The organism is Sinorhizobium fredii NGR234, assembly GCF_000018545.1.
GTDB classification, from domain to species: domain Bacteria; phylum Pseudomonadota; class Alphaproteobacteria; order Rhizobiales; family Rhizobiaceae; genus Sinorhizobium; species Sinorhizobium fredii_A.
On record NC_012586.1, the window covers coordinates 1,465,114 to 1,485,412 of the forward strand.

The 20,299-nt window shown below is 62.4% G+C and carries 19 protein-coding genes and 2 pseudogenes; 13 read left to right on the forward strand and 8 right to left on the reverse strand.

The window, feature by feature from the left end; genetic code table 11:
- The first annotated feature begins 9 nt into the window (after positions 1-9).
- A complete protein-coding gene (locus tag NGR_RS06965) occupies positions 10-2,979 on the forward strand; it encodes a hybrid sensor histidine kinase/response regulator (RefSeq protein WP_015887549.1) in 2,970 nt (989 codons plus the stop codon).
- 82 nt (positions 2,980-3,061) lie between these two features.
- On the opposite strand, the pseudogene NGR_RS33840 reads toward NGR_RS06965, so the two are convergent.
- The 7 genes and pseudogenes from NGR_RS33840 to NGR_RS07000 all read right to left on the reverse strand — a co-directional run.
- A pseudogene (locus tag NGR_RS33840) lies at positions 3,062-3,286 on the reverse strand (beta-ketoacyl synthase N-terminal-like domain-containing protein); the annotation flags it as partial.
- Positions 3,287-3,303: 17 nt separating this feature from the next.
- Complete coding sequence (locus NGR_RS06975) at positions 3,304-4,467, reverse strand: IS4 family transposase (protein ID WP_015887635.1); 1,164 nt, start codon at positions 4,465-4,467, stop codon at positions 3,304-3,306.
- A gap of 485 nt (positions 4,468-4,952) precedes the next feature.
- Positions 4,953-6,125 (reverse strand): Fic family protein, encoded by a 1,173-nt coding sequence (locus tag NGR_RS06980; protein WP_015887551.1) that lies wholly within the window; start codon positions 6,123-6,125, stop codon positions 4,953-4,955.
- 245 nt (positions 6,126-6,370) lie between these two features.
- Entirely contained in the window at positions 6,371-6,832 is a 462-nt protein-coding gene (locus NGR_RS06985) for a thiol-disulfide oxidoreductase DCC family protein (protein ID WP_015887552.1), read from the reverse strand.
- Positions 6,833-6,887: 55 nt separating this feature from the next.
- Positions 6,888-7,262, reverse strand: a complete 375-nt coding sequence (locus tag NGR_RS06990) for a DUF3861 domain-containing protein (RefSeq protein WP_240545065.1) — start codon at positions 7,260-7,262, stop codon at positions 6,888-6,890.
- 37 nt (positions 7,263-7,299) lie between these two features.
- On the reverse strand, positions 7,300-7,878 hold the full coding sequence (gene gfa / locus NGR_RS06995) for an S-(hydroxymethyl)glutathione synthase (RefSeq protein ID WP_015887554.1): 579 nt from the start codon (positions 7,876-7,878) through the stop codon (positions 7,300-7,302).
- Positions 7,879-7,945: 67 nt separating this feature from the next.
- The gene (locus tag NGR_RS07000) at positions 7,946-9,058 is read right to left on the reverse strand and encodes an S-(hydroxymethyl)glutathione dehydrogenase/class III alcohol dehydrogenase (protein ID WP_015887555.1); all 1,113 of its coding nucleotides are present in this window, start codon (positions 9,056-9,058) and stop codon (positions 7,946-7,948) included.
- A 364-nt stretch (positions 9,059-9,422) separates the two neighbouring features.
- Between NGR_RS07000 and NGR_RS07005 the strand changes: the two genes are divergently transcribed.
- Together NGR_RS07005 and NGR_RS07010 are read left to right on the forward strand one after the other, a co-directional pair.
- Positions 9,423-9,779: a DoxX family protein gene (locus NGR_RS07005; RefSeq protein WP_015887556.1), complete on the forward strand. Its 357-nt coding sequence runs from the start codon at positions 9,423-9,425 to the stop codon at positions 9,777-9,779.
- A 68-nt stretch (positions 9,780-9,847) separates the two neighbouring features.
- Complete coding sequence (locus NGR_RS07010) at positions 9,848-10,450, forward strand: TetR/AcrR family transcriptional regulator (protein ID WP_015887557.1); 603 nt, start codon at positions 9,848-9,850, stop codon at positions 10,448-10,450.
- 177 nt (positions 10,451-10,627) lie between these two features.
- Here NGR_RS07010 and NGR_RS07015 read toward each other — a convergent pair whose 3' ends face one another.
- The gene (locus NGR_RS07015; protein ID WP_015887558.1) at positions 10,628-11,044 is read right to left on the reverse strand and encodes a DoxX family protein; all 417 of its coding nucleotides are present in this window, start codon (positions 11,042-11,044) and stop codon (positions 10,628-10,630) included.
- A gap of 350 nt (positions 11,045-11,394) precedes the next feature.
- On the opposite strand from NGR_RS07015, the gene NGR_RS07020 reads away from it, so the two are divergent.
- From NGR_RS07020 to NGR_RS07065, 10 genes and pseudogenes are all read left to right on the forward strand, one after another.
- Positions 11,395-12,201 carry an ABC transporter ATP-binding protein gene (locus tag NGR_RS07020; RefSeq protein ID WP_164923947.1) on the forward strand — a complete coding sequence of 269 codons (807 nt, stop codon included), beginning with the start codon at positions 11,395-11,397 and terminating at the stop codon, positions 12,199-12,201.
- A complete protein-coding gene (locus tag NGR_RS07025; protein ID WP_015887560.1) occupies positions 12,194-12,898 on the forward strand; it encodes an ABC transporter ATP-binding protein in 705 nt (234 codons plus the stop codon). The genes NGR_RS07020 and NGR_RS07025 overlap by 8 nt, the downstream gene beginning before the upstream one ends.
- Before the next feature lies 1 nt (position 12,899).
- The gene (locus NGR_RS07030) at positions 12,900-13,781 is read left to right on the forward strand and encodes a branched-chain amino acid ABC transporter permease (RefSeq protein WP_015887561.1); all 882 of its coding nucleotides are present in this window, start codon (positions 12,900-12,902) and stop codon (positions 13,779-13,781) included.
- Positions 13,778-14,788 (forward strand): branched-chain amino acid ABC transporter permease, encoded by a 1,011-nt coding sequence (locus NGR_RS07035; protein ID WP_015887562.1) that lies wholly within the window; start codon positions 13,778-13,780, stop codon positions 14,786-14,788. The genes NGR_RS07030 and NGR_RS07035 overlap by 4 nt, the downstream gene beginning before the upstream one ends.
- Before the next feature lies 1 nt (position 14,789).
- Positions 14,790-16,031, forward strand: a complete 1,242-nt coding sequence (locus NGR_RS07040) for an ABC transporter substrate-binding protein (protein WP_015887563.1) — start codon at positions 14,790-14,792, stop codon at positions 16,029-16,031.
- Positions 16,032-16,237: 206 nt separating this feature from the next.
- Positions 16,238-16,912, forward strand: coding sequence for a 4-carboxy-4-hydroxy-2-oxoadipate aldolase/oxaloacetate decarboxylase (locus tag NGR_RS07045; RefSeq protein WP_015887564.1), 675 nt, complete (start codon positions 16,238-16,240; stop codon positions 16,910-16,912).
- Entirely contained in the window at positions 16,902-17,459 is a 558-nt protein-coding gene (locus NGR_RS07050; protein ID WP_015887565.1) for a cupin domain-containing protein, read from the forward strand. The genes NGR_RS07045 and NGR_RS07050 overlap by 11 nt, the downstream gene beginning before the upstream one ends.
- A 74-nt stretch (positions 17,460-17,533) precedes the next feature.
- Entirely contained in the window at positions 17,534-18,748 is a 1,215-nt protein-coding gene (locus NGR_RS07055) for an NAD(P)/FAD-dependent oxidoreductase (RefSeq protein ID WP_015887566.1), read from the forward strand.
- Positions 18,749-18,775: 27 nt separating this feature from the next.
- Positions 18,776-19,093, forward strand: coding sequence for a 2Fe-2S iron-sulfur cluster-binding protein (locus tag NGR_RS07060; RefSeq protein WP_164923949.1), 318 nt, complete (start codon positions 18,776-18,778; stop codon positions 19,091-19,093).
- A gap of 60 nt (positions 19,094-19,153) precedes the next feature.
- Positions 19,154-20,293, forward strand: a pseudogene (locus NGR_RS07065) (Re/Si-specific NAD(P)(+) transhydrogenase subunit alpha); the annotation flags it as partial.
- Positions 20,294-20,299 lie beyond the last annotated feature (6 nt).

The window sequence follows — 20,299 nt, forward strand, 5'->3', positions numbered from 1 at the left end:
GGGATCTAAATGACCAGGAATACCGACGTCACTGACACGTTCCGCACCGAGCGCACGCTTGCGAAGCAGCTCGAAGCTGCCCAGGCTGCACAGGCTCGGGCAGAAGCGGCACGCGACAGTCTTCTGGATGGGATCGAGTCAGCTTTGGAAGGTTTCGTTCTTTATGATGCCGACGATCGAATGGTCGCATTCAACTCGCGCTTCGAGGAGCTGTTTTCGCCGAGAGTCAAGCTCGGAATGCGCTTCGAGGACCTGATCCGTTCCGCTGTGGAGCAGGGGGTGGCCCCAGTAGGCGAGTTGGGTGTGGAGGAGTGGGTCGCGCGACGCATGGAGCGCCATCGAAATCCGGGCCCACCATTCAAGCTCAGGCTTAACAACGGGACATGGATTCGCATTAGTGAGGGCCGGACCCGCGATGGCGGCCTGGTCGGCGCCTATACCGACATTACTGAACTTGAGGAACAGCGCGAGCATCTTGAGGAACTGGTCGAGACAACCGAGGCCGCAACCGAGCGAGCCAAGGCGGCGCAAAGGCAGCTCTTGGACGCAATCGAGTCGTCCCTCGAGGGCTTCGCCCTCTATGATGCCGACGACCGGCTGGTGGTCTACAATTCGCGCTACCGGGATTTCTTTTCAGGGCCGGAGCGTGCCGTCCTGCCTGCCGGACCATTTGCCGTCGAAACTCCGGGCACGCCGTTCGAGCTGGTGATCCGTACCTTTGCGGAAAGCGGCTTGTCGCCGCTCGACGGCCAGACGGTCGACGAATGGATTGCCCAGCGCCTCGAGCGCCATCGCAATCCGCGCGGGCCCTTTAATTTAATGCACAAGGATGGGACCACTATCCGCGTCAGCGAGCGCAAGACCAGCGACGGCGGAACGATCTGTGTCTATTCCGACATCACCGAGCTTGAAGAGCACCGCCATCGCCTGGAGGAACTGGTTGCCAAGCGCACGGCCAAGCTGGAGCGGCGCACGGAGCAACTGCGCAAGTCGCGTGAGGAGCTTGAGCGCGCCCGCGACGCGGCCGAGCAGGCAAGCATTGCCAAAAGTGAGTTCCTTGCGAATATGAGCCACGAGATTCGCACCCCCATGAACGGTGTGATCGGCATTGCGGAACTACTCGAAGGCACTGAGCTTTCCGAACAGCAGCGCAGGTACGTCTCGATCATCCTCCATTCCGCCGACACGCTGATGGACCTGATCAACGACATTCTCGACTTCTCGAAAATCGAGGCTGGCCGCTTGGAGCTCGAGACGATCCCGTTCGTGCTGCGCGACACATTGGGTGACACGCTGCAAACGCTCGCCAAACGCGCTGCCGACAAAGGCCTCGAGCTTGCCTGCCATATCCCTCCCGAGGTGCCGGATCACTTGATGGGGGATCCGACAAGGCTCCGGCAGATCATCGTCAACCTTGTCGGGAATGCGATCAAGTTCACCGAGAATGGCGAGGTCGTGGTTGATGTCACTTTGGTGGGCCAGGGGGACCACGGGGCGCACCTTCAGTTCGAGGTACGCGACACGGGCATCGGCATTCCGGAAGCACAGCAGGAGCGCATATTCGAGGCTTTCGCCCAAGCCGACGCCTCGACGACGCGGCAATACGGGGGCACCGGGCTCGGCCTGGCGATCGCCGCACAGCTTGCCGAGAAGATGGGTGGACGGATGCAGCTCGACAGCAAGCCCGGCGTCGGCAGCGTTTTCACCTTCGCAGCCGATTTCGGGCTCGCGCCGGAGGAAGGGAAGGCGCGCCCGGTGCGCGAGGCAGAGTTGCATGGTCGTCGCGTACTGGTGGTCGACGACAACGCCACCAATCGGCAGATTCTCGAGGAAATCGTCGTCAACTGGGGCATGATCCCGATTGTCGCAACAGACGGCATGGCAGCACTCAACGCACTCGAACAGGCATCCGGTGCTCTGCCGGACCTCGCGCTTCTCGACGTGATGATGCCCGGGATGAGCGGTTTCGAACTTGCGGCCTGTTTGCGGCTGCGCTCGGGTCTCAAGGATACCCGAATTGTCATGATGTCGTCCGCAGGCCGGCCGAGTGACGAGGCACTGCTGCAAAAGCTGGATGTCTCCAGATTGCTGGTGAAGCCTGTCAAACAGTCCGATCTCCTGAACGCGATCACCAACGCCCTTGGCGTCTCGATGCGGGAAGACGAGGGCGATGGTCCAGCCGGCGCGGCACGCCATCGGACCAGCCCGGGCCTCACCGTGCTGCTCGCCGAGGACGGCGCGGTCAATCGGCAGGTCGCGGTCGATCTTCTGACCAAGCGCGGGCACAGGGTCGTGGCCGTCGGGAATGGCCAGGAGGCAGTTGAAGCTGTCGAAAGGGGAGGTTACGACCTGGTGCTCATGGACGTGCATATGCCGGTCATGGACGGGCTCGCCGCGACCGCCGCCATCCGGGCGCTCATTCGGCCCGAGAGCGCCCGCGTGCCGATTGTCGCGCTGACCGCGAGCGCGACCGCTGCCGATCGCGAGCGCTGCGTCGCGGCGGGAATGGATGGCTACGTGACGAAACCATTCCGCGCCACCGAGCTGTTCCATGTGGTTGAACAATATGACCTCAAGCGGATACCGGAACCGAAAGAGCCGGCCGCCCATCAACCATTGGGTCTGGCGGCTGCGGACGCATCGGTGCTGGATTGGGAGCGTGCTCTGCGCAATCTCGATCGGAACGAGGCTCTGCTGCGCGAGTTGGCGGCAATGTTCCTTGTCGAGTATCCGAAGCTGGTCGCCGCAATCGACGCGGCGTATGCCGACGGCGATGCCGCGGAGTTGCGGCGTGCAGCCCACACCTTGAAGGGCTCGGCGGATGTGATCGGCGCTGATGGCGTGGCGATCGCAGCACAACGCGTTGCGGATTTGGGCCGCGAAGGCAATCTTGCATCCCTGCGAGAGGTCCGTGGCGCTATGACAGCTGAGCTGGCTCGCCTGCAGCCCTTGCTCCAAGCAGCGGCATCGGACGCTTAGTCCAAGCGCGCTTTGGCCCGATCGCATTAAGGTCCGTCAACCATCGCCTCAGCAGGCATGTACTAGATTGGGCCGCTGGTAGTTCTCCAGTCGCCGTAGAAGGCGTCCGGTGCGCGCAATGCGGGGCCATCGATATCGATTCCATGCCGCCGGCTACGATGATATCCGCATCGCCGGCCGTGATCTGCTGCATGCCAAGTGCCACGGCGCGGAGCCCCCGAACCGCAAAGCTGGTTCAAGCCGTCCTTTCCTACGGAAGTCCTGCCTTCATTGCTGCCTGGCCGGTTCTGCCCCTCGCCGGCGGCAGGGCTGTCCGGGGAAAGTTCAGGCATAGGCGAAGGCCATCTGGTTGGGGTTTGTTGTGGGTTTTGGTCGGCTTGGATTGACGGGCGGCGGCTTGTCGATGGCGGCAATGCATTTGCGCTGGAACAGGCATTGGGTGACGAGGTCGGTGAAGCGCAGGATCGGCAGGGTGAGGCGCCAGAGGCGGGTGGCGATGCGCAGCAGCGCATAGGCGACCATCGCGGCTAAGATCTGCAGGCGGATGGCGTTGTCGTTGTTGCCGAGGAACTTGCGGATCTTCAGGTGCTGCTTGATCCAGCGGAACAGCAGCTCGATCTGCCAGCGGCCCTTGTAGAGCTGGCCGATGGCGACGGCCGGGCGCTTGAGGTCGTTGGTCAGCAGCGTAATGGTGTCGCCGTCGGCGCGCTTGACGGTGATGCGGCGCAAGCCGATCGGCAGCTTGGAATCGCCCTTGCTGGCAAGGCGCACCCTGGCGTCCTCGAGAACCGTGAAGCCGTCGCCCTCGGCGGCCGTGATGCGCCGCTTGCGCACCACCTTCAGCGCCATATTGACCTTCGGGCGGGTGACGAAGACGGCCTTGGCGGCGGCGATCGCCGTCCACCAGCCATAATGGCAGTAGCCCTTGTCGAAGACGTAGGTGGCGCCTTTCTCGATCGTCACGGTGCGGCCGATCTGGGCGTCGTTGACGTTGGCGTCGGTTATGTCGAGGAGGCGCGGGCAATCGGCCTTGGGGTCATAGACGACATGCAGCTTCATGCCGCGGATGCGGCCGTTCGACTTGGCCCAGTCGCATAATTTGCCGAGCGGGATCGGCGTCGAATCGATCAGCCGCAGCATCTTGCTGCCGTCGCGGCGCGTCTGCCGGTCGAGCTGGCCGGCGACAAGCGCAAAAGTCTCGGCGAAGACGGCCACCGGCCGGCGGGCATTGGCATCCGACAGCGTCGAGCGCAGCAGCCGGGCGCTGCCGAGGTGGTAATGCTGCTGGGCGTTGGCATTCCAGCCCGCCTCCAGCCCGCGCAGGCTGGTCGCGGCGCTGAACTGGGCATAGATCAGCGCCACCAGATGGTCCCAGCTGGTGAAGCGCTTGTCATAGGCATCGCCGCCATGGCGATCGACAATCGCCTGGAAGCTGCGGCGATCAATGGCTTTCAGCAGCTGGCCGAAAATGCTAGGGCTGAACCGCATGCTCCGTCTCCTTTTCTGAGTCTCGACAACCAGAAAATAGACGGAAAACCGCCGTCTGACGGGGCATGCGCCTGCGGCATTTCGATTCACCCGGAAAGTTCCCCGGACAGCCCTGCGCCGGCGGGAAGAACTTGGCCGAGGATTACTTCGTCCACCTCTCCTGCGTCGACGCCCGCCCGCTCGAGCGCTGCCTTTTCCTGGGATCATCCAGTTGGCTGTATCGCCACCTTCGCTGACCTCCATGGCGCCGAGCACCGTCAAGTCTCCCGGGCTATTGGCCGCCGACTTCCAACCCCGGATGGGATCGACTACGTCCATCTTGTGCTCGAACCCGAACGACGGCAACGGCGACACTTTGCCGTCATAGTATGCGCGAAATCCGAACGACCGGCACGGGTCGAGGACGCGCCACTTTGCGCGGCTCGTTCCGAGGGGATGTTCGCGTCCTGCGCTGGAAGATCGCATAATGTATCGACCGGAACTCTCTAGCCGCTAGCTCCGTCGCTGAGTATTTCCATGTAGGCGCGGTAGACGAACACTCGGCCACGGCGCCGGCCTGTTGCTTCTTCAACGATCCCGAGTCTCCGGAGTTGATCGAGGGCCGCGTTGACGGTCGGCATTGTCAGCCCGCTCCGCTTCATTGCTGTGGAGGCAGTCAAGTAAGGGCTTGTGCGCATGGTTTCATGGATCTGGAGGACCGATCCCGTACGCTCAGCCTCTCTTATGATCCGTTCGCGGTCGCCCTCGAACAGTCGAGCAATTTGATTGGCAGTCTCAAACGCTTGTTCCGCTGTTTCGGCGATTCCGTCGAGAAAGAACTCGAGCCAAGCTTCCCACGTGCCGAATTCGCGGACTTCCTGCAGGAGGCGGTAATAGTCGGCCCTGCGGGATTTAAAATAGAGGCTGAGGTAAAGCAGGGGCTGTCGAAGTACGCCCGTGGCGCAAAGGAATAGCGTGATCAGGAGCCGACCGAGACGGCCATTGCCGTCCAGGAAAGGATGGATGGTTTCAAACTGGACGTGGATAAGCCCCGCTTTGATCAGAGGGGGAATGTCGGGCGTGTCCAGATGAAGGAACCTTTCCCATTCCCCCAGGCAACTCATGACTTCATTGGGAGGAGGGGGCACGAACATGGCGTTTCCTGGCCGAGTTCCGCCGATCCAGTTCTGGGACGTGCGGAATTCACCAGGGCTCTTCGTCCCTCCGCGGCCGCTGTCCAGCAATCGCTGATGCATCTCCCGAATTAGGCGCAGGGATAGTGGTAGCTGTTCCAGGCGCTCGAGGCCAAACATCATGGCATCGACGTAGTTGGAGACTTCGCGAATATCGTCGACGGGCTCGCCACCGATCGCCTCCGTTTCGAAGCGCAGTAGGTCGGAAAGCGTCGATTGGGTGCCCTCGATTTGGGATGACAGGACCGCCTCTTTGCGCACATACATATAGAGGAAGAGTTCCTTATTGGGTAACAACACGGAAACACCGTCCAGCCGTCCGAGCGCTCGCTCGGCCGCGCTGAGACGAGTGAGCAGGCCGGTGATCGCGATTGGCGGAACCGGGGGAAGGGGAGGCGGCACAAACGCCTTGACGCGTTCGCCACCGACAGCGGTTTCCACGAAGCGACCCAGCCGCTCGTTGGTGTTGGGATTGTTGCTGCGCATAGACTTCCCGAGTCGATTGTTGTGCTGAAATTAAATAGCATTACACCTTAATAAACGAAACAGCATTTTTGTTTATTAACGCACTCCCTTAAATAACGATAGGCAATGGCGGTGGTTCGAATCCCTTCAGGACCGCCGATGCCAGAGGCTGCTGCAACGATACGGCGCGAAGCTCGCGCTCCTTGGACGCTGGCCACGGGAGTCAACATTGTCCAAAACTGAGACTTGTCGACAACCCGTCATGCTCAACGGTTGTTGCGGGCCACGGGCTGGATAAATCGATCGGCGTCCGCTGGATTGGGGAGGAAACAGGAGGTCGATTTCCTTGCAATTCTGTAGCGATTGCGCGCGATATGATCATAGAGCGCGTCTGCCCATAGCCGTGGAATAAGACCGAGAGCGTGGCATGCCGTCCAGCCAAGACCGGCTAGCAGCCGAATGATGCCGTTCACGCGCAGATAGGGTCGGCCGTTTTCCAGGAAAAGGCTGGTCTCGTACAAACACTCGTCAAGGCCGTAGTGTCGATAGAGTGCTGCACCGATCTCCGATTGTGCGGCCAGGAAGCGATATCTTCGGCGCATGTCGCGCTTCAACGCAAATTTGACCCAAGCCGAGCAAAACCCGCATTCGCCGTCGAAGACGAAGACGGGCTTGTCATCAGGGAAGGGAGGCACGGCGGGATCGTTTCTGTAACTGTAGTCTGTCATCGGGGCCGCTGTCTTCGCCTGTCATCCCTTGAGGCGTCCGTCGCCATACCCGCACTCATGTTGCAGTTTTCTGCTTCAACGAGGCGATAAACTCGTGGAGCCCGGCGCGCAGGGGATCAAACAAGGGGTTCTTCTTTTCCCTTATCATGACTTCGCCGAGCAATTTGGTCCCGACAGCCACGGCGGCAGACGCGTTCGAATCGAGGCCGGAACCGTTGCGCATGCGTTCGACAATGCCGAGAATGTCATCATGGCTGACGTGTTCGAAGGTCAGCGACGCTGGGTCGGTCGGAACGCTGCCGTCGCGTGCGCGAACAAGCTTCAGCGATATCTCATAGGTGTAGCCGGAAGCCATGATCATTCCCGTGGTTGGCTGCTGTGCGTGGATGGTTGGCGGCGATTGATTGTCTTCTAGCGCCCGACCGATCAATCCGCCTGCCTTTAGGCGAGCAGGCCCGATGGTCGGCTCAGTTGTGCTGCGCCGTTTTGGTTCTGGCCGCCGTCCAGGACGCGATGTAGTCCATCAATGCCGGGGACAGGCAATCATATGGCGCAAGTCCCAACTCGGTGAGGCGCTTTCGGATCCCCTCCATCGCTTTCGGATCCGCGCCCGCTTCGATGATGGACGAAACAAAGGCCGCAAATCCGGGTTCCTGCCAGCCACTCTCCTGAAAACGCTCCGGATGAATGAAGTCGAGGCCCTGGAAGGGATGCTCGCGTTCGACCGGCCCGTACATGTGGACGCCGCATTCTGTGCACGCATGCCGCTGGATCAGCGCCGCCGGATCGACAACGGCAAGCTTGTCGCCGTTTTCCAGGACCGTCACCTTGTCGTGCGGTGCGACGGCGACCATCGAAAAGGTTGCGCCTGCAGGTTTCCAGCATTTGGTGCAGCCGCAGACGTGATTGTGCGCGATCGGCCCCTCCACCCTGACTTTGACCGGGCGCTCCGTGCAGGCGCAGACGAGCACTCCGCCGGCAAATGCCTCGGCACTCCGCGGGATGCCTTGGTCGATAAGGGGGTGGATCGAGATGGAATTTGTCATGGCTTCCTCCTTGTTGCGCAGTGCGGTGCCGGTTCGTGCAAACAAAATTTTTTGGCGGCTTTCTTCTTCAGAAGAGAACGACGGATCGGATCGACTTGCCTTCGTGCATCAGGTCGAAGGCGGTATTGATTTCATCGAGCGGCATGGTGTGGGTAATGAGATCGTCGATGTTGATCTTGCCCTCCATGTACCAGTCGACGATCTGCGGCACGTCGGTCCGGCCACGGGCTCCGCCGAAGGCCGTTCCCTTCCACACCCGCCCCGTGACTAACTGAAAAGGTCGCGTCGATATCTCCCTGCCAGCTTCGGCAACGCCAATGATGATCGACTCGCCCCAGCCGCGATGGCAGCATTCGAGCGCCTGGCGCATGACATTGGTGTTGCCGGTGGCGTCGAAGGAAAAATCCACGCCGCCGCCGGTCAGATCCTGAATCGCCTCTACGACCTTGTCGGCACCGACCTCGTTCGGATTGACGAAGTCGGTCATGCCGAAGCGGCGCGCCATTTCCACCTTGGCCGGGTTGAGGTCGACGCCGATGATCCGGTCGGCGCCGACCATGCGCGCGCCCTGGATGACGTTGAGGCCGATGCCGCCCAAGCCGAAAACCGCGACATTCGCACCCGGCCAGACCTTCGCCGTGTAAATCACCGCCCCGATCCCGGTCGTCACCCCGCAGCCGATGTAGCAGATCTTGTCGAAGGGGGCGTCCTCGCGCACCTTGGCGACCGCGATCTCGGGCAGGACCGTGTAATTCGAAAAGGTCGAGCAGCCCATGTAGTGGAAGACTTCGCCGCCGTCGCAGGAGAAGCGGGTGGTCCTGTCCGGCATGAGCCCTTGGCCCTGCGTCGCGCGAATTGACGTGCAGAGGTTGGACCGTCGCGACAGGCAGGTTTTGCATTCGCGGCACTCAGGCGTGTAGAGCGGAATGACATGGTCGCCGGGCTTGAGTGAGGTGACGCCAGGCCCCACCTCCCTGACGATGCCGGCTCCTTCGTGGCCGAGGATCGCCGGGAACTTGCCCTCCGAATCGAGGCCAGACAGCGTGTAGGCATCCGTGTGGCAGACGCCTGTCGCCATGATCTCGATGAGAACCTCCCCTGCCTTGGGGCCGCCGATATCGATCGTCTCGATCGACAGAAGTTTGTTGGCCGCCCAGGCGACCGCCGCGCGCGATTTCATATGGAACCCTCCCTCGGTGCAAGCCGTCTGGCGGCATTGACGTTCGCATTGGTTTGTAGATACTAAGTGGTATCCGAAATTGCAAGACACAGTTTCGAGGTGTTGTTCACAAGATCGGCTCGCGAGAGGCGCACGCCGCCGGGCGAGCGAGATCAGGCTTTAAACGAGAAGATATCGGGAGGTTTGAATGTTTGACGTCGCTGGAGCTCAGCCGCAGCGAGATTCGCGGGCTGAAGTGAAGATACCGGTCCCCTCAGTTGGAGTCCTCGCCCCGCCAGAGTCTCGTCAGATGCGCGATACGACAGCAGCGAGTGGCGGCAAGCGCCTGATCGAAGCGCCCGAAGCTGCATAGGAGGGCCTGGCAATGGATCTCCTCCTCGTCGAGCCGAGCTCAATCCTCCGGGTGCTGTGCGGCCTGTGGTTCCTTCCCCATTGCATCGGCAAGATGCGCAATGTCGGGCCTGCCTCGGCAACATTTGCCAAGGCCGGGTTCCATCCGCCTAGTGCATTCGTGATCATTACGATCATCGCGGAGCTGATTGCTGGCACCGGACTGGTTTTCAACATCTTACCGCAGCTTGCCGCGGGCTTGGCCGTCGCCGTTCTTCTTGGCGCCAGCTATGCCGTCGTTCGGATAAATGGATGGAACTGGCGGTGGCAGAAGCAGGGACCGGAATTCATGGTGTTCTGGTCGGCAACCTGCATCCTGACCGTGCTTTGATTTGACGCTCGCGCGTTTTCAAGATACTGGAGGGTATCCGAGTGCTGTAGCAATCAGGGAGAGTAATCTTGGCGCGATTGACACGCGAACAGAGCCAGGCGCGGACGAAAGCAAAGTTGCTGGCGTCCGCGCGCGAGGTTGTCGCCCGCGAAGGATACGAGGGCGCAACGGTCGAACGCATCGCCGAGGAGGCGGGGTTCAGCAAGGGTGCCTTCTACTCCAATTTCAATGGCAAGGAAGACCTGTTCCTCTACCTGCTCGAGACGCATGCCGGTGAAGACGTGACCGAGCTTGAAGAGCTCCTCGGCCCCATAACCGACGGCCGCCTGTTGATTGACACTCTCAGCAACTGGTCGCAGGAGCGCTCTACGGATCCGAGCTGGGGGATGCTGGCATTGGAGCTTTTTCGCCACGCCAGGCGAAACGCAACGTTTGGCGAGCGCCATTCGAACCTGTTTCGCGCCCAATGGGAGGGTCTCGGCAAAATCCTGCTGCGGCTTTTTCCGGAAGGCAAGGCGCCCGCCGGCCCGACGGCACTCGGCGGTATTGTTTTCGAACTCACCTACGGCGCAGCATCGAGTTTCACCAAGGGGCCGACGGTCGGCGAACTCGTAAAAGTCGCCTTGACTTCGATGTACGATGCCTATGGTGTTAAGGGAAACGTGTCCTGAGCGGCCTTGCTTCTTCATTTGTGGGGCGAATCTCTCCGACCTGCTGCGAACATCGGGTGGGCGCAAGTCGACGCTGATCCCGCCCGGGCTCTTTTCCCGATCGATACACACTGATGGTGGGGTGAATGCGAGCGCGAATGGACCCGCGCCACCGGGTGAGGCGGGTCCAACGATCGATCAGCCGCGTGCATTGCTGCTGAACGTGGGGCGTATTGCAAGAGCGCCATCGCCCGCGAGAACGACCGCGGCCAGACCGACGATCCACAGTGCCGGAAACTCCCAGCCGCCATTCGGGTTGGTGAAGAAGAAGCCAGCCGCGGCATGGACCGTCATGATCGCGCCGAGCAACACCGGAATAAGTGCCAGCGCCGCAAGACGCGCGAAGAAGCCAGCGACGAGGGCGAGGCCACCCACGGTCTCGAGGGCAATTGTCAAATAGGCGAGGGCAGGCGGCAGGCCCAGGCTGGCGAAGAATTGTGCGGTACCCGCCGGCGTGAAGACGAACGCTTTCAGGCCGGCATGGGCGAGGAAAAGTAGCCCGAGTGCCACGCGCAGTATGAGTATGGCGTAGGGGGCGGTACGTGGGTCGATCATCGATGTAGCTCCTGTTCGGGTGGGTCGCCAAGTACCCTCCGGACCATCCGGCGGACCATTGGCGTAGTGGGGTTTCGCGAAGGTGGCGGTGAGCGGACGAACTGCACGGACCAGATCATTTTCCAACTCCCCTCCGAACGGTTCACTGGCGTCGCAGGTGCCATGCGAGCGTCTGCCAATGGCCGCCTCCCATCGCTGCATCCGCTGGATGTCCCTACACTTCAAAGTGGGCATTGACATACCGAACGGACTTCAGATACTTTGTGGTATCTTGAGGATTGTCAAGCAGCCGCGAGGAGAAGCGGCGCCGATAGTCCCAGGAGCGAAGGAACAGCCCCAGGGAGGATAGGATGGCTGTGAATATGCAGGCTGCCGGAAGCGGCGGCCCCGCGCTGGCCGTCGAAAATGTCGATGTTCGCTTTGGCGGCATTCATGCGCTCAAAGGCGTCTCGCTCAGCGTCAATACCGGCGAGATATGCGGTCTGATCGGACCGAACGGCGCCGGCAAGACCACGTTGTTCAACTCTATTACCCGACTGAGCGCGGTGACCGCAGGTTCCATCCGACTTTGCGGTCGAGCGATCGAAACCGTTCCCGCCCGGCAGATCATTCGCCTGGGCATTGCACGCACCTTTCAGAACCTCGGCATCTATGGAGGTATGACGGTACTCGAAAACGTCATGCTCGGCGCTCACCATGTGACCGGCGGCAGCTTCTTCAGGGCCATTCTTCGACCCGGTCTGACCCGTCGCCGGGAAAGCGAGATCGAGCAGAATTGCCGGGCAATCCTCGACGAGCTCGATCTCTCCGGCGTTGCCGAAGAAGCAGCGGGCTCGCTGCCCTATGCGACGCAAAAGCGTATGGAAATCGCTCGCGCGCTTGCCTCGCGCCCCACGATATTGCTGCTCGACGAGCCGGCCGGCGGCCTCACGCACAGCGAAGTCGCCGAATTCGGCGAGCTCGTGTCCCGCGTCCGCGACCACCATGGGGTGACGATCGTGCTGATCGAGCATCACATGGGGCTCGTCATGCGCCTTTGCGATCGCATCGAAGTCTTCCACCTCGGTCGCAATCTGGCGAGCGGGACGCCGGCAGAGGTGAGGGCCAATCCGGCAGTCATCGATGCCTATCTCGGGAGGACACGGGACAATGCTTAAGGTGCAAGGCCTTTCGGCGGGTTACGGCGCCGCCGATGTTCTTCATGGCGTCGACTTTTCCGTCGAGCAAGGCACCGTCGTGGCGCTGCTCGGTTCAAACGGCGCCGGCAAGACGACCATCCTCAGAGCGCTGTCCGGGCTGATGCCGGCGCGCGGAACCATCGATTTCCGCGGTCAGGACCTCGGGAAATCCAATGCAGGACAAAGGGTGGCGCTTGGACTTGCGCACATACCGCAGGGCCGCGGAACCTTCGGAGAGTTCACAGTCGAGGACAACCTCGCGGCTGGCGCCTATACGATCGGCGACAGGCGACAGATCGCCCAAGACATGGAACGGTGGTACACGGCTTTTCCGCGCCTCGCCGAGCGTCGGCGGCAGCAGGCCGGCAGCCTCAGCGGCGGCGAGCAGCAGATGCTGGCGCTCGCCCGGGCGCTGATGTCGCGTCCGAAGCTGTTGATGTGCGACGAACCTTCGCTCGGGCTGGCGCCGGCAATCACCCAAGAGATCTTCGAAATCTTCAAGACGCTCAATCGGGAGCTCGGCATGACGCTGCTGGTCGTCGAGCAGAACGCCGACCTGACGCTGCAATTCGCGCATCGCGCCTACGTGCTTGAGTCCGGAGCCATCACTGTCAGCGGTACGGCGCAGGATCTGCGTGGCAACGAGGCCGTACAGCAATCCTATCTGGGGGTGTGAGATGGCGCTGTTCTTCCAACTGACCGCCGACGGACTCGCTTCGGGCGCAATTTATGCCTCGTTGGCATTGGCACTCGTTCTAATCTTTCGCGCGACGCGCATTGTGAATTTCGGGCAGGGCGAGATGGCGACCTTCTCGGCCTATTGCGCCTGGCAACTTTGCGAATGGGGCGTGCCGATGATGGTTTCGTTCCTCGTCGTCACCCCCCTGGCCTTCCTGCTCGGGATAGTCGTCTTCCGTTTCGTCATCAGGCCGGTATCGCGCGCGCCGGTCGAGGCCGTCGTGGTGGTCACGCTCGGATTGTTCGTCGTCTTCCAGGCGCTCTGCTTGTGGCTCTGGGGCTCGGACCAGCGCGCCTTTCCCTCGCTGTTCCCGAATCTCGGCTGGGACGTTCTCGGCATACGCGTGACGGCGAGCGCCGTCGGCACGCTTGCCGTCCTTCTCGGTCTGGCGTTCGCCATCGGGGCCGTCTTCCGCTTCACGCGGTTAGGCCTCGCGATGCGCGCCTCCGCCTACGACGGCGAGAAGAGCCTTCTTGTCGGCATCCCGGTCGAGCGGATGCTGATGCTCGGCTGGGGCTTCGCCGCGATGATCGGCTTCATTGCGGCCCTGCTTGTCGGGCCGCGCCTGTTCCTCAGCCCGACGATGATGATGCCGATCCTTCTCTACGCCCTCGCGTCGGCCACCCTTGGCGGCTGGGATAGTCCGCTCGGCGCCATGGTCGGTGGCCTGATCGTTGGCGTGGTCGAAAGCGTCGGTGCGGCTTTCCTGCCGTTCATCGGTGCCGATCTGCGCGTCGTGATCCCGATCATCGTCGCTCTCGTCGTCCTGCTCGTTCGGCCGATCGGCCTCTTTGGTACTCGCACGGTGGTCAAGCTATGAGCACGCATCTTCTACGATTTGTCTCCGCGGGTTTTGTCGGCGTTGCTGCCCTCGCTTTGCCACTCTTCGTGCCCGACTTTCTGCTTTTCGAGATCAGCATCGCCATCGCCTACGGCATCGCGATCCTCGGCCTGAACCTGCTCCTCGGCTTCACCGGGCAGATCTGTCTGGCGCAGGGTGCGCTGTTCGGGGTCGGCGCCTATACGACGGCCATTCTCAACGTCAACTTCGGCTGGGATCCGGTGGTGACGCTGCCCGTGTCGGCCATTACCGCCGGTTCGGTCGGTGTGCTTATCGGCCTGCCCGCCCTGAGGCTGCAGGGACTGCAACTGGCGATCATCACCTTCGGCGTGGCGGCGGCATTTCCGCAACTGCTATTGAAGATGGACAGTTTGACCGGTGGCGTCACCGGTCTTGCGACCGACCAGCCGTTGGCCCCCGAGTGGTTTCCCGGCAGCCAGGAGGCATGGCTCTACGGCCTGTCGCTGATCTGCGCCGTTGCTTCGATCCTGGTGATTAGCCGGCTGATGCGGGGCGATACGGGCCGCCTGATGCGGGCGCTACGCGACAATCCGGTGATCGCCGAAACTCTGGGTGTCAACCTGACCAAAGGCCGGCTGGCGGCCTTTGGCGTAAGCTCGGCGCTTGCCGGGCTGGGCGGAGGACTCTTCTGTATCCTGAACGGCTTCATCAGCCCGCAGTCCTTCCTGCCGATGAAATCGATCGACATCCTGATCGGTGGCATCGTCGGCGGCATCACCAGCATTCCCGGCGCACTCATCGGGGCCGTCTTCATCGTCTTCGTGCCGGGCGTCACCACAGACATCAGTCCCGCCCTTGGCGGACTGATCTACGGCCTTTGCCTGATGGGCATGATGATGGTTGCCCGCCAGGGCATCGCCGGCCTGCGTCTGGAAAAATTGACGGCTGCGATACCGGGCGTCTTCAAGTTCAAGGGTTTGTCACGGATGCCGGGCGCGTTGCCCGGTCAATTGGGAGGAGAATGACATGCCGAGAGGCGTTTTGAGAGGTGCTTACAGCCTGCTGCAGGTGATCGTCCTGACGGGGCTCATTGCCGGCGTAGCGGGGGCGCAGGAGAGCGAGTCGCCCGGTATCACGGACGATGCCGTCCGGATTGGAGTATCGGGACCCTTGACTGGTCCGGTTGCCGCGCTCGGCGCAATCTCGGGCGGCGTCAGGACGAAGGTCGACGCGATCAATGCCGCGGGCGGCGTGAAGATGGGTGACGGCAAGACGCGCAAAATCGACCTTGTCGTGGAGGATGATGGGCTTGATCCGCAGCGCACGCTCACGAATGTCCGCAAGCTTGTCGAGCGCGAGGAGGTGTTTGCCGTGCTTGCTACGGCGGGGACGCCCAACAACCAGGCGATCGGCCGGTACATGACGCAACGCGGAGTCCCGAACCTCTTCATGTACTCGGGCGTCCACGAGCTTGCCGGGCCCGAATGGGAGATCGGGCTCGTTCCGTCCTTCACGACGGAGGCCGCTGCTTTCGCGCGTTATCTGCTCGAGACGAAGCCCGAGGCAAAGATCGCGCTGCTTTATCTGAACACCGAGACAGGGCAGACCTTCCAGAAGGCCCTCGAGGACGCGATCAGCGTGTCCAGCATCACGATCGTCGCGGCCCAGCCCGTGACATCGGCCGACCCGACCGTCGAAACGCAGCTCTCGACGCTGAAGGCATCCGGCGCTGATACACTGGTGGTGATCACCGGGCCGAAACAGGGTGCGGAAGCCGTGCGCTTCGCCGCGGAGAGTGGCTGGAAGCCAACCACCCTCGTCTCGAACATCGCAGCTTCCGTTGCTTCGCTGAAGCCGGCAGGTCTCGAAAATGCGAAGGGCGTGATAACGAGTCAGTATCTGAAGCAAGTCAGTGCTGCCGCACCGGGGGACGACAAGGGAATCACGCGCTACATCGCCGATCACGAGGCGGCGAAGGCAAGTTTCGCCATCGACGACGCGCTCGGCCAGGTCGGGTATGTGACCGGAGATGCACTGGTCAAGGTGCTCGAATCGATGAAGCAGCCGAGCCGCGAGGCGATGATGGAGGCCGCGCGAAACCTTCGGGGCGTCGAGTTGGATCTTCTACTGCCCGGCATCACCTTGAACACCAGGAGTGGCGAGGACGTCTATCCGATCGAATCGCTGCAGCTCTTCCAATTCGACGGAACCGCGTACCAGCCGATCGGCTCGATGCTCTCATTCGAAGGGAAAACGCCGACACATTGATCCGGGAACGGCAGTCACTTTGAAGGGGCGCAGCAGCGCCCCTTTTTGCGTCTGATGCTGGTGTCTGCAAGCGGGTCGTCATACGATTTGGTATTGACATTCTAATTGGAATTGGAATACTGAGAAGTATCTTGAAATGGTGATGGCGACCGATTGAAGCTCTTTCGGGTGGGGTCGCCGGAGATGGCTGCCGCGGGAGGGGCGTCATGGCGAAGGTGATGAGGAATATAGTGCGAACCGATGACGCCATCGTGCGCGGCCTTGGCGCGCTCGGTGTTGCAACCGTTCATGAGGCGCAAGGCAGAAGGGGCCTGCTTGCTCCTTATATGCGCCCCATCTACCGACCTGCGAAAATATCCGGCAACGCGCTGACCTGCGAGGTCGCCCCCGGCGACAATTGGATGATTCATGTGGCGCTCGGTGAGGCTCGCCCCGGCGACATACTGGTGGTTTCGCCGACGTCGCCCTGCGACGACGGCTATTTCGGTGATCTTCTCGCGACCTCTGCCAAGGCGCTCGGCATTCGCGGGCTTGTCATCGACGCGGGCGCTCGCGACGTCGCGACGCTTACTGAAATGCGATTCCCGGTCTGGTCGAAGTCGATTTTCGCGCAGGGCACCGTCAAGGAGACCCTGGCCAATGTTCAGGTTCCGATCGTCTGTGCCGGCTGCCTCGTCAATCCCGGCGATGTCATCGTTGCCGATGACGATGGCGTGTGCGTCGTTCCGGCCGGGAATGCAGCAAAGGTCCTCGAGAAGGGGCGGCAGCGCGAGCGGATGGAGGAGGAGAAGCGCCAGCGCTATGCGGCGGGCGAGCTCAGCCTCGACGTGAACAATATGCGGGCGAAACTGCTTGAGGAGGGTCTCGTCTATGTCGACTGACGACAAAGCAGCTCTGCCGCGGCGGGTCATTACCGGCATCAGTGACGGCCGCTCCGTTTTCGTCAGCGACGGTCCGGCGCCCAATGCGCACCTCCATGCATCGATTCCGGGTTTCATGACCTCCGTTTGCTGGGCGACGCAGCCCCGGCCGGAGTTGCCGGTGGATGGTTTGGAGCCCGCTTTGCCGGGCATCCGGATAACCCCTTCGGTGGGCGAGACGCGTCTGATGGTCGTTCGTTTCCCGCCGGATTCGGTGATGGCCGATCCGTCCTTCGATCCGGCCGCGGCGGATGCGGAGCAGCGCATGCACCTGCCCGGGCTTGCAGAGCTCTTCGAGCGCGAAAATCCCGGCATGCACACGACGGACTCGATCGACTACGACATCGTGCTCGATGGCGAGATCTGGCTTGAGCTCGATGACGGAGCTGAGGTGCACCTCAAGCAGGGCGATGTCGCGATCCAGTGCGGCACGCGCCATGCCTGGCGGAACAAGGGAACGTCGCCGGCCACGATGGCCTTCGTCCTGATCGGAGCGGCCCGCTCCTGAGCTTCGCCTGCTCGAGCGGAAGACCAACCGGAAACCATGAACCTGCGCAATTCACGCGGCCGGAGGAGGGCGCGATGCATTACGATTGCCTCATTGTCGGAAGTGGACATGGCGGCACCCAGGCCGCGACATCGCTTCGTCAGCACGGCTTCCAAGGGTCGATCGGCCTCCTCAGCGAGGACCGGGATCCGCCCTATGAACGCCCGCCCCTGTCCAAGGATTATCTGCTCGGGGACAAGGGTTTCGAACGCATTCTGATCCGGCCGGCGGAGTTCTGGGCATCGCGCTACATCGACCTGTTGCTCGGCCACGAAGTCCTCAAGGTCGACGCGCGCGCAAAGCAAGTCCTCTGTGCGCAAGGCGCGACCGTCAGCTACGGCCATCTCGTCTGGTCGGCGGGTGGACGCCCCCGCCGCTTGTCCTGCCCGGGCCATGATCTCCAGGGCATTCACACGATCAGGACCCGCTCGGATGTGGACCGGCTCGTCGAAGATCTTGGCAGGGCAGAACGGGTGGTCGTGGTCGGCGGCGGATACATCGGGCTCGAGGCCGCCGCTGCGCTGACCAAGCTTGGAAAGATGGTGACGGTGGTCGAGGCGATGGACCGCGTGCTTGCTCGCGTCGCCGCAGAGCCGCTGTCGCGATTCTATGAGCGGGAACACCGCGACCACGGCGTCGAGATCCGCCTCAAGGCTGGCATCGAGAGCTTCGTCGGCAGCGAGGGGCGGCTGACCGGCGTGTTGCTGACGGATGGTGAAACGCTCGACGCGGATATCGCCATCGTCGGCATTGGCATCCTGCCCTGCGTCGAGCCTCTGATCGAGGCGGGGGCGGCAGGAGGAAACGGCGTCGATACCGACGACCATTGCCGGACGAGCCTGCCGGACGTCTTCGCGATCGGCGACTGCGCCAGGGTGAAGAGCGCCCACGGCCTCAGAATTGAGTCCGTTCAGAACGCCCACGATCAGGCGACGGCCGTGGCAAAGACCCTTTGCGGTGATCTGACACCCTTCAGGGCGACACCCTGGTTCTGGTCGAACCAATACGACCTTCGCCTTCAAACCGTCGGCCTTTCCGCCGGGTTCGATGGGACGGTTGTCAGAGGCGACCCCAGCACCCGCAGCTTCAGCATCCTCTATCTCCGCGACGGCGCGGTCGTCGCCTTGGACTGCATCAACTGCGTCAGGGACTACGTCGAGGGCCGGATGCTTGTCGAAAAGGCTGCGCGCATCAGCCCGGAAGTCCTTGCAAACAGCAGCGTCAGATTGAAGTCGCTGGCCGCCGCCTAAGGGCGCGCATGAGATATGGAGGAAGACATGTCGAACTTCACGGTAATCTCGCGAAACGGGCAGGTCGTGCCCATAGAGGGGCGCGAAGGCATCTCGGTCATGGAGCATATTCGCGACGCGGGGGTCGACGAACTGCTCGCCCTTTGCGGCGGCTGCTGTTCCTGTGCCACCTGTCATGTCTATGTCGACGACGACTTCCAGGAGCACCTGCCGGCACTCACCGTCGACGAAGACGACTTGCTCGACAGCTCCGACCACCGCAGGTCGCAGTCGCGGCTTTCGTGCCAAATCCGGTTTGCGCCGGAGCTAAAGGGCATGATCGTGACGCTGGCGCCCGAAGACTGAGGGCAGTGCGAATAATTGCTTCGACGTCAGTGATCGAGAACCGGCCGGAGGAAGGTGACGGTGAATGTAAGTGTGTACATAGCACGGGAAAACAGTCCCGACGAACCGCGCGTCGCCGGTTCCGTCGAAAGCGTCAAGAAGCTGAAGTCGCTCGGCTTCGACGTGGTCGTCGAGGCGGGTGCCGGCCTCGGGTCGCGCGTACCGGATGCCGAGTTCGAGAAAGCCGGGGCGCGGATCGGCAGTGCCGCCGATGCCCAGGGCGCCGACGTGATCCTGAAAGTGCGGCGGCCGACGGAGCAGGAGATCGGCGGCTACCGGTCCGGGGCGATCGTCATCGCCATCATGGACCCCTACGGCAACGACGCGGCGATCGCCGCGATGGCGGCGGCCGGGCTGACCACCTTCGCCATGGAACTGATGCCGCGCATCACCCGGGCCCAGTCGATGGACGTGCTGTCCAGCCAGGCGAACCTTGCCGGCTACCAGGCAGTGATCGACGCGGCCCACGAATACGACCGGGCCCTGCCGATGATGATGACGGCGGCCGGTACGGTGCCGGCGGCGAAGATCTTCGTCATGGGGGCCGGCGTCGCCGGCCTGCAGGCGATTGCCACGGCGCGGCGCCTCGGCGCCATGGTGTCGGCCACCGACGTGCGCCCCGCGGCAAAAGAGCAGGTCGCCTCGCTCGGCGCCAAGTTCATCGCCGTCGAGGACGAGGAGTTCAAGGCGGCCGAGACGGCCGGCGGCTATGCCAAGGAAATGTCGAGGGATTACCAGGTCAAGCAGGCGGCGCTCGTCGCCGAGCATATCGCCAAGCAGGACATCGTCATCACCACGGCGCTGATCCCCGGCCGGCCGGCGCCGCGGCTCGTCACCCGCGCCATGCTCGACGCGATGAAGCCGGGCTCGGTCGTCGTCGACCTCGCCGTCGAACGCGGCGGCAATGTCGAAGGCGCCGAAGCCGGCAAGGTCGTCGACCTTGGCGGCGTCAAGGTCGTCGGCCACCTCAACGTGCCGGGCCGCATCGCCGCCTCCGCCTCGCTGCTCTACGCCAAGAACCTCGTCACCTTCCTGGAGACGATGGTCTCGAAGGAAACGAAGGCCCTGGCGGTCAACATGGAGGATGAGCTCGCCAAGGCGACGGCGCTGACCCACGGCGGTGCCGTGGTGCATCCGGCCTTCGGCGGCGCGAATGGGGGGGGACAA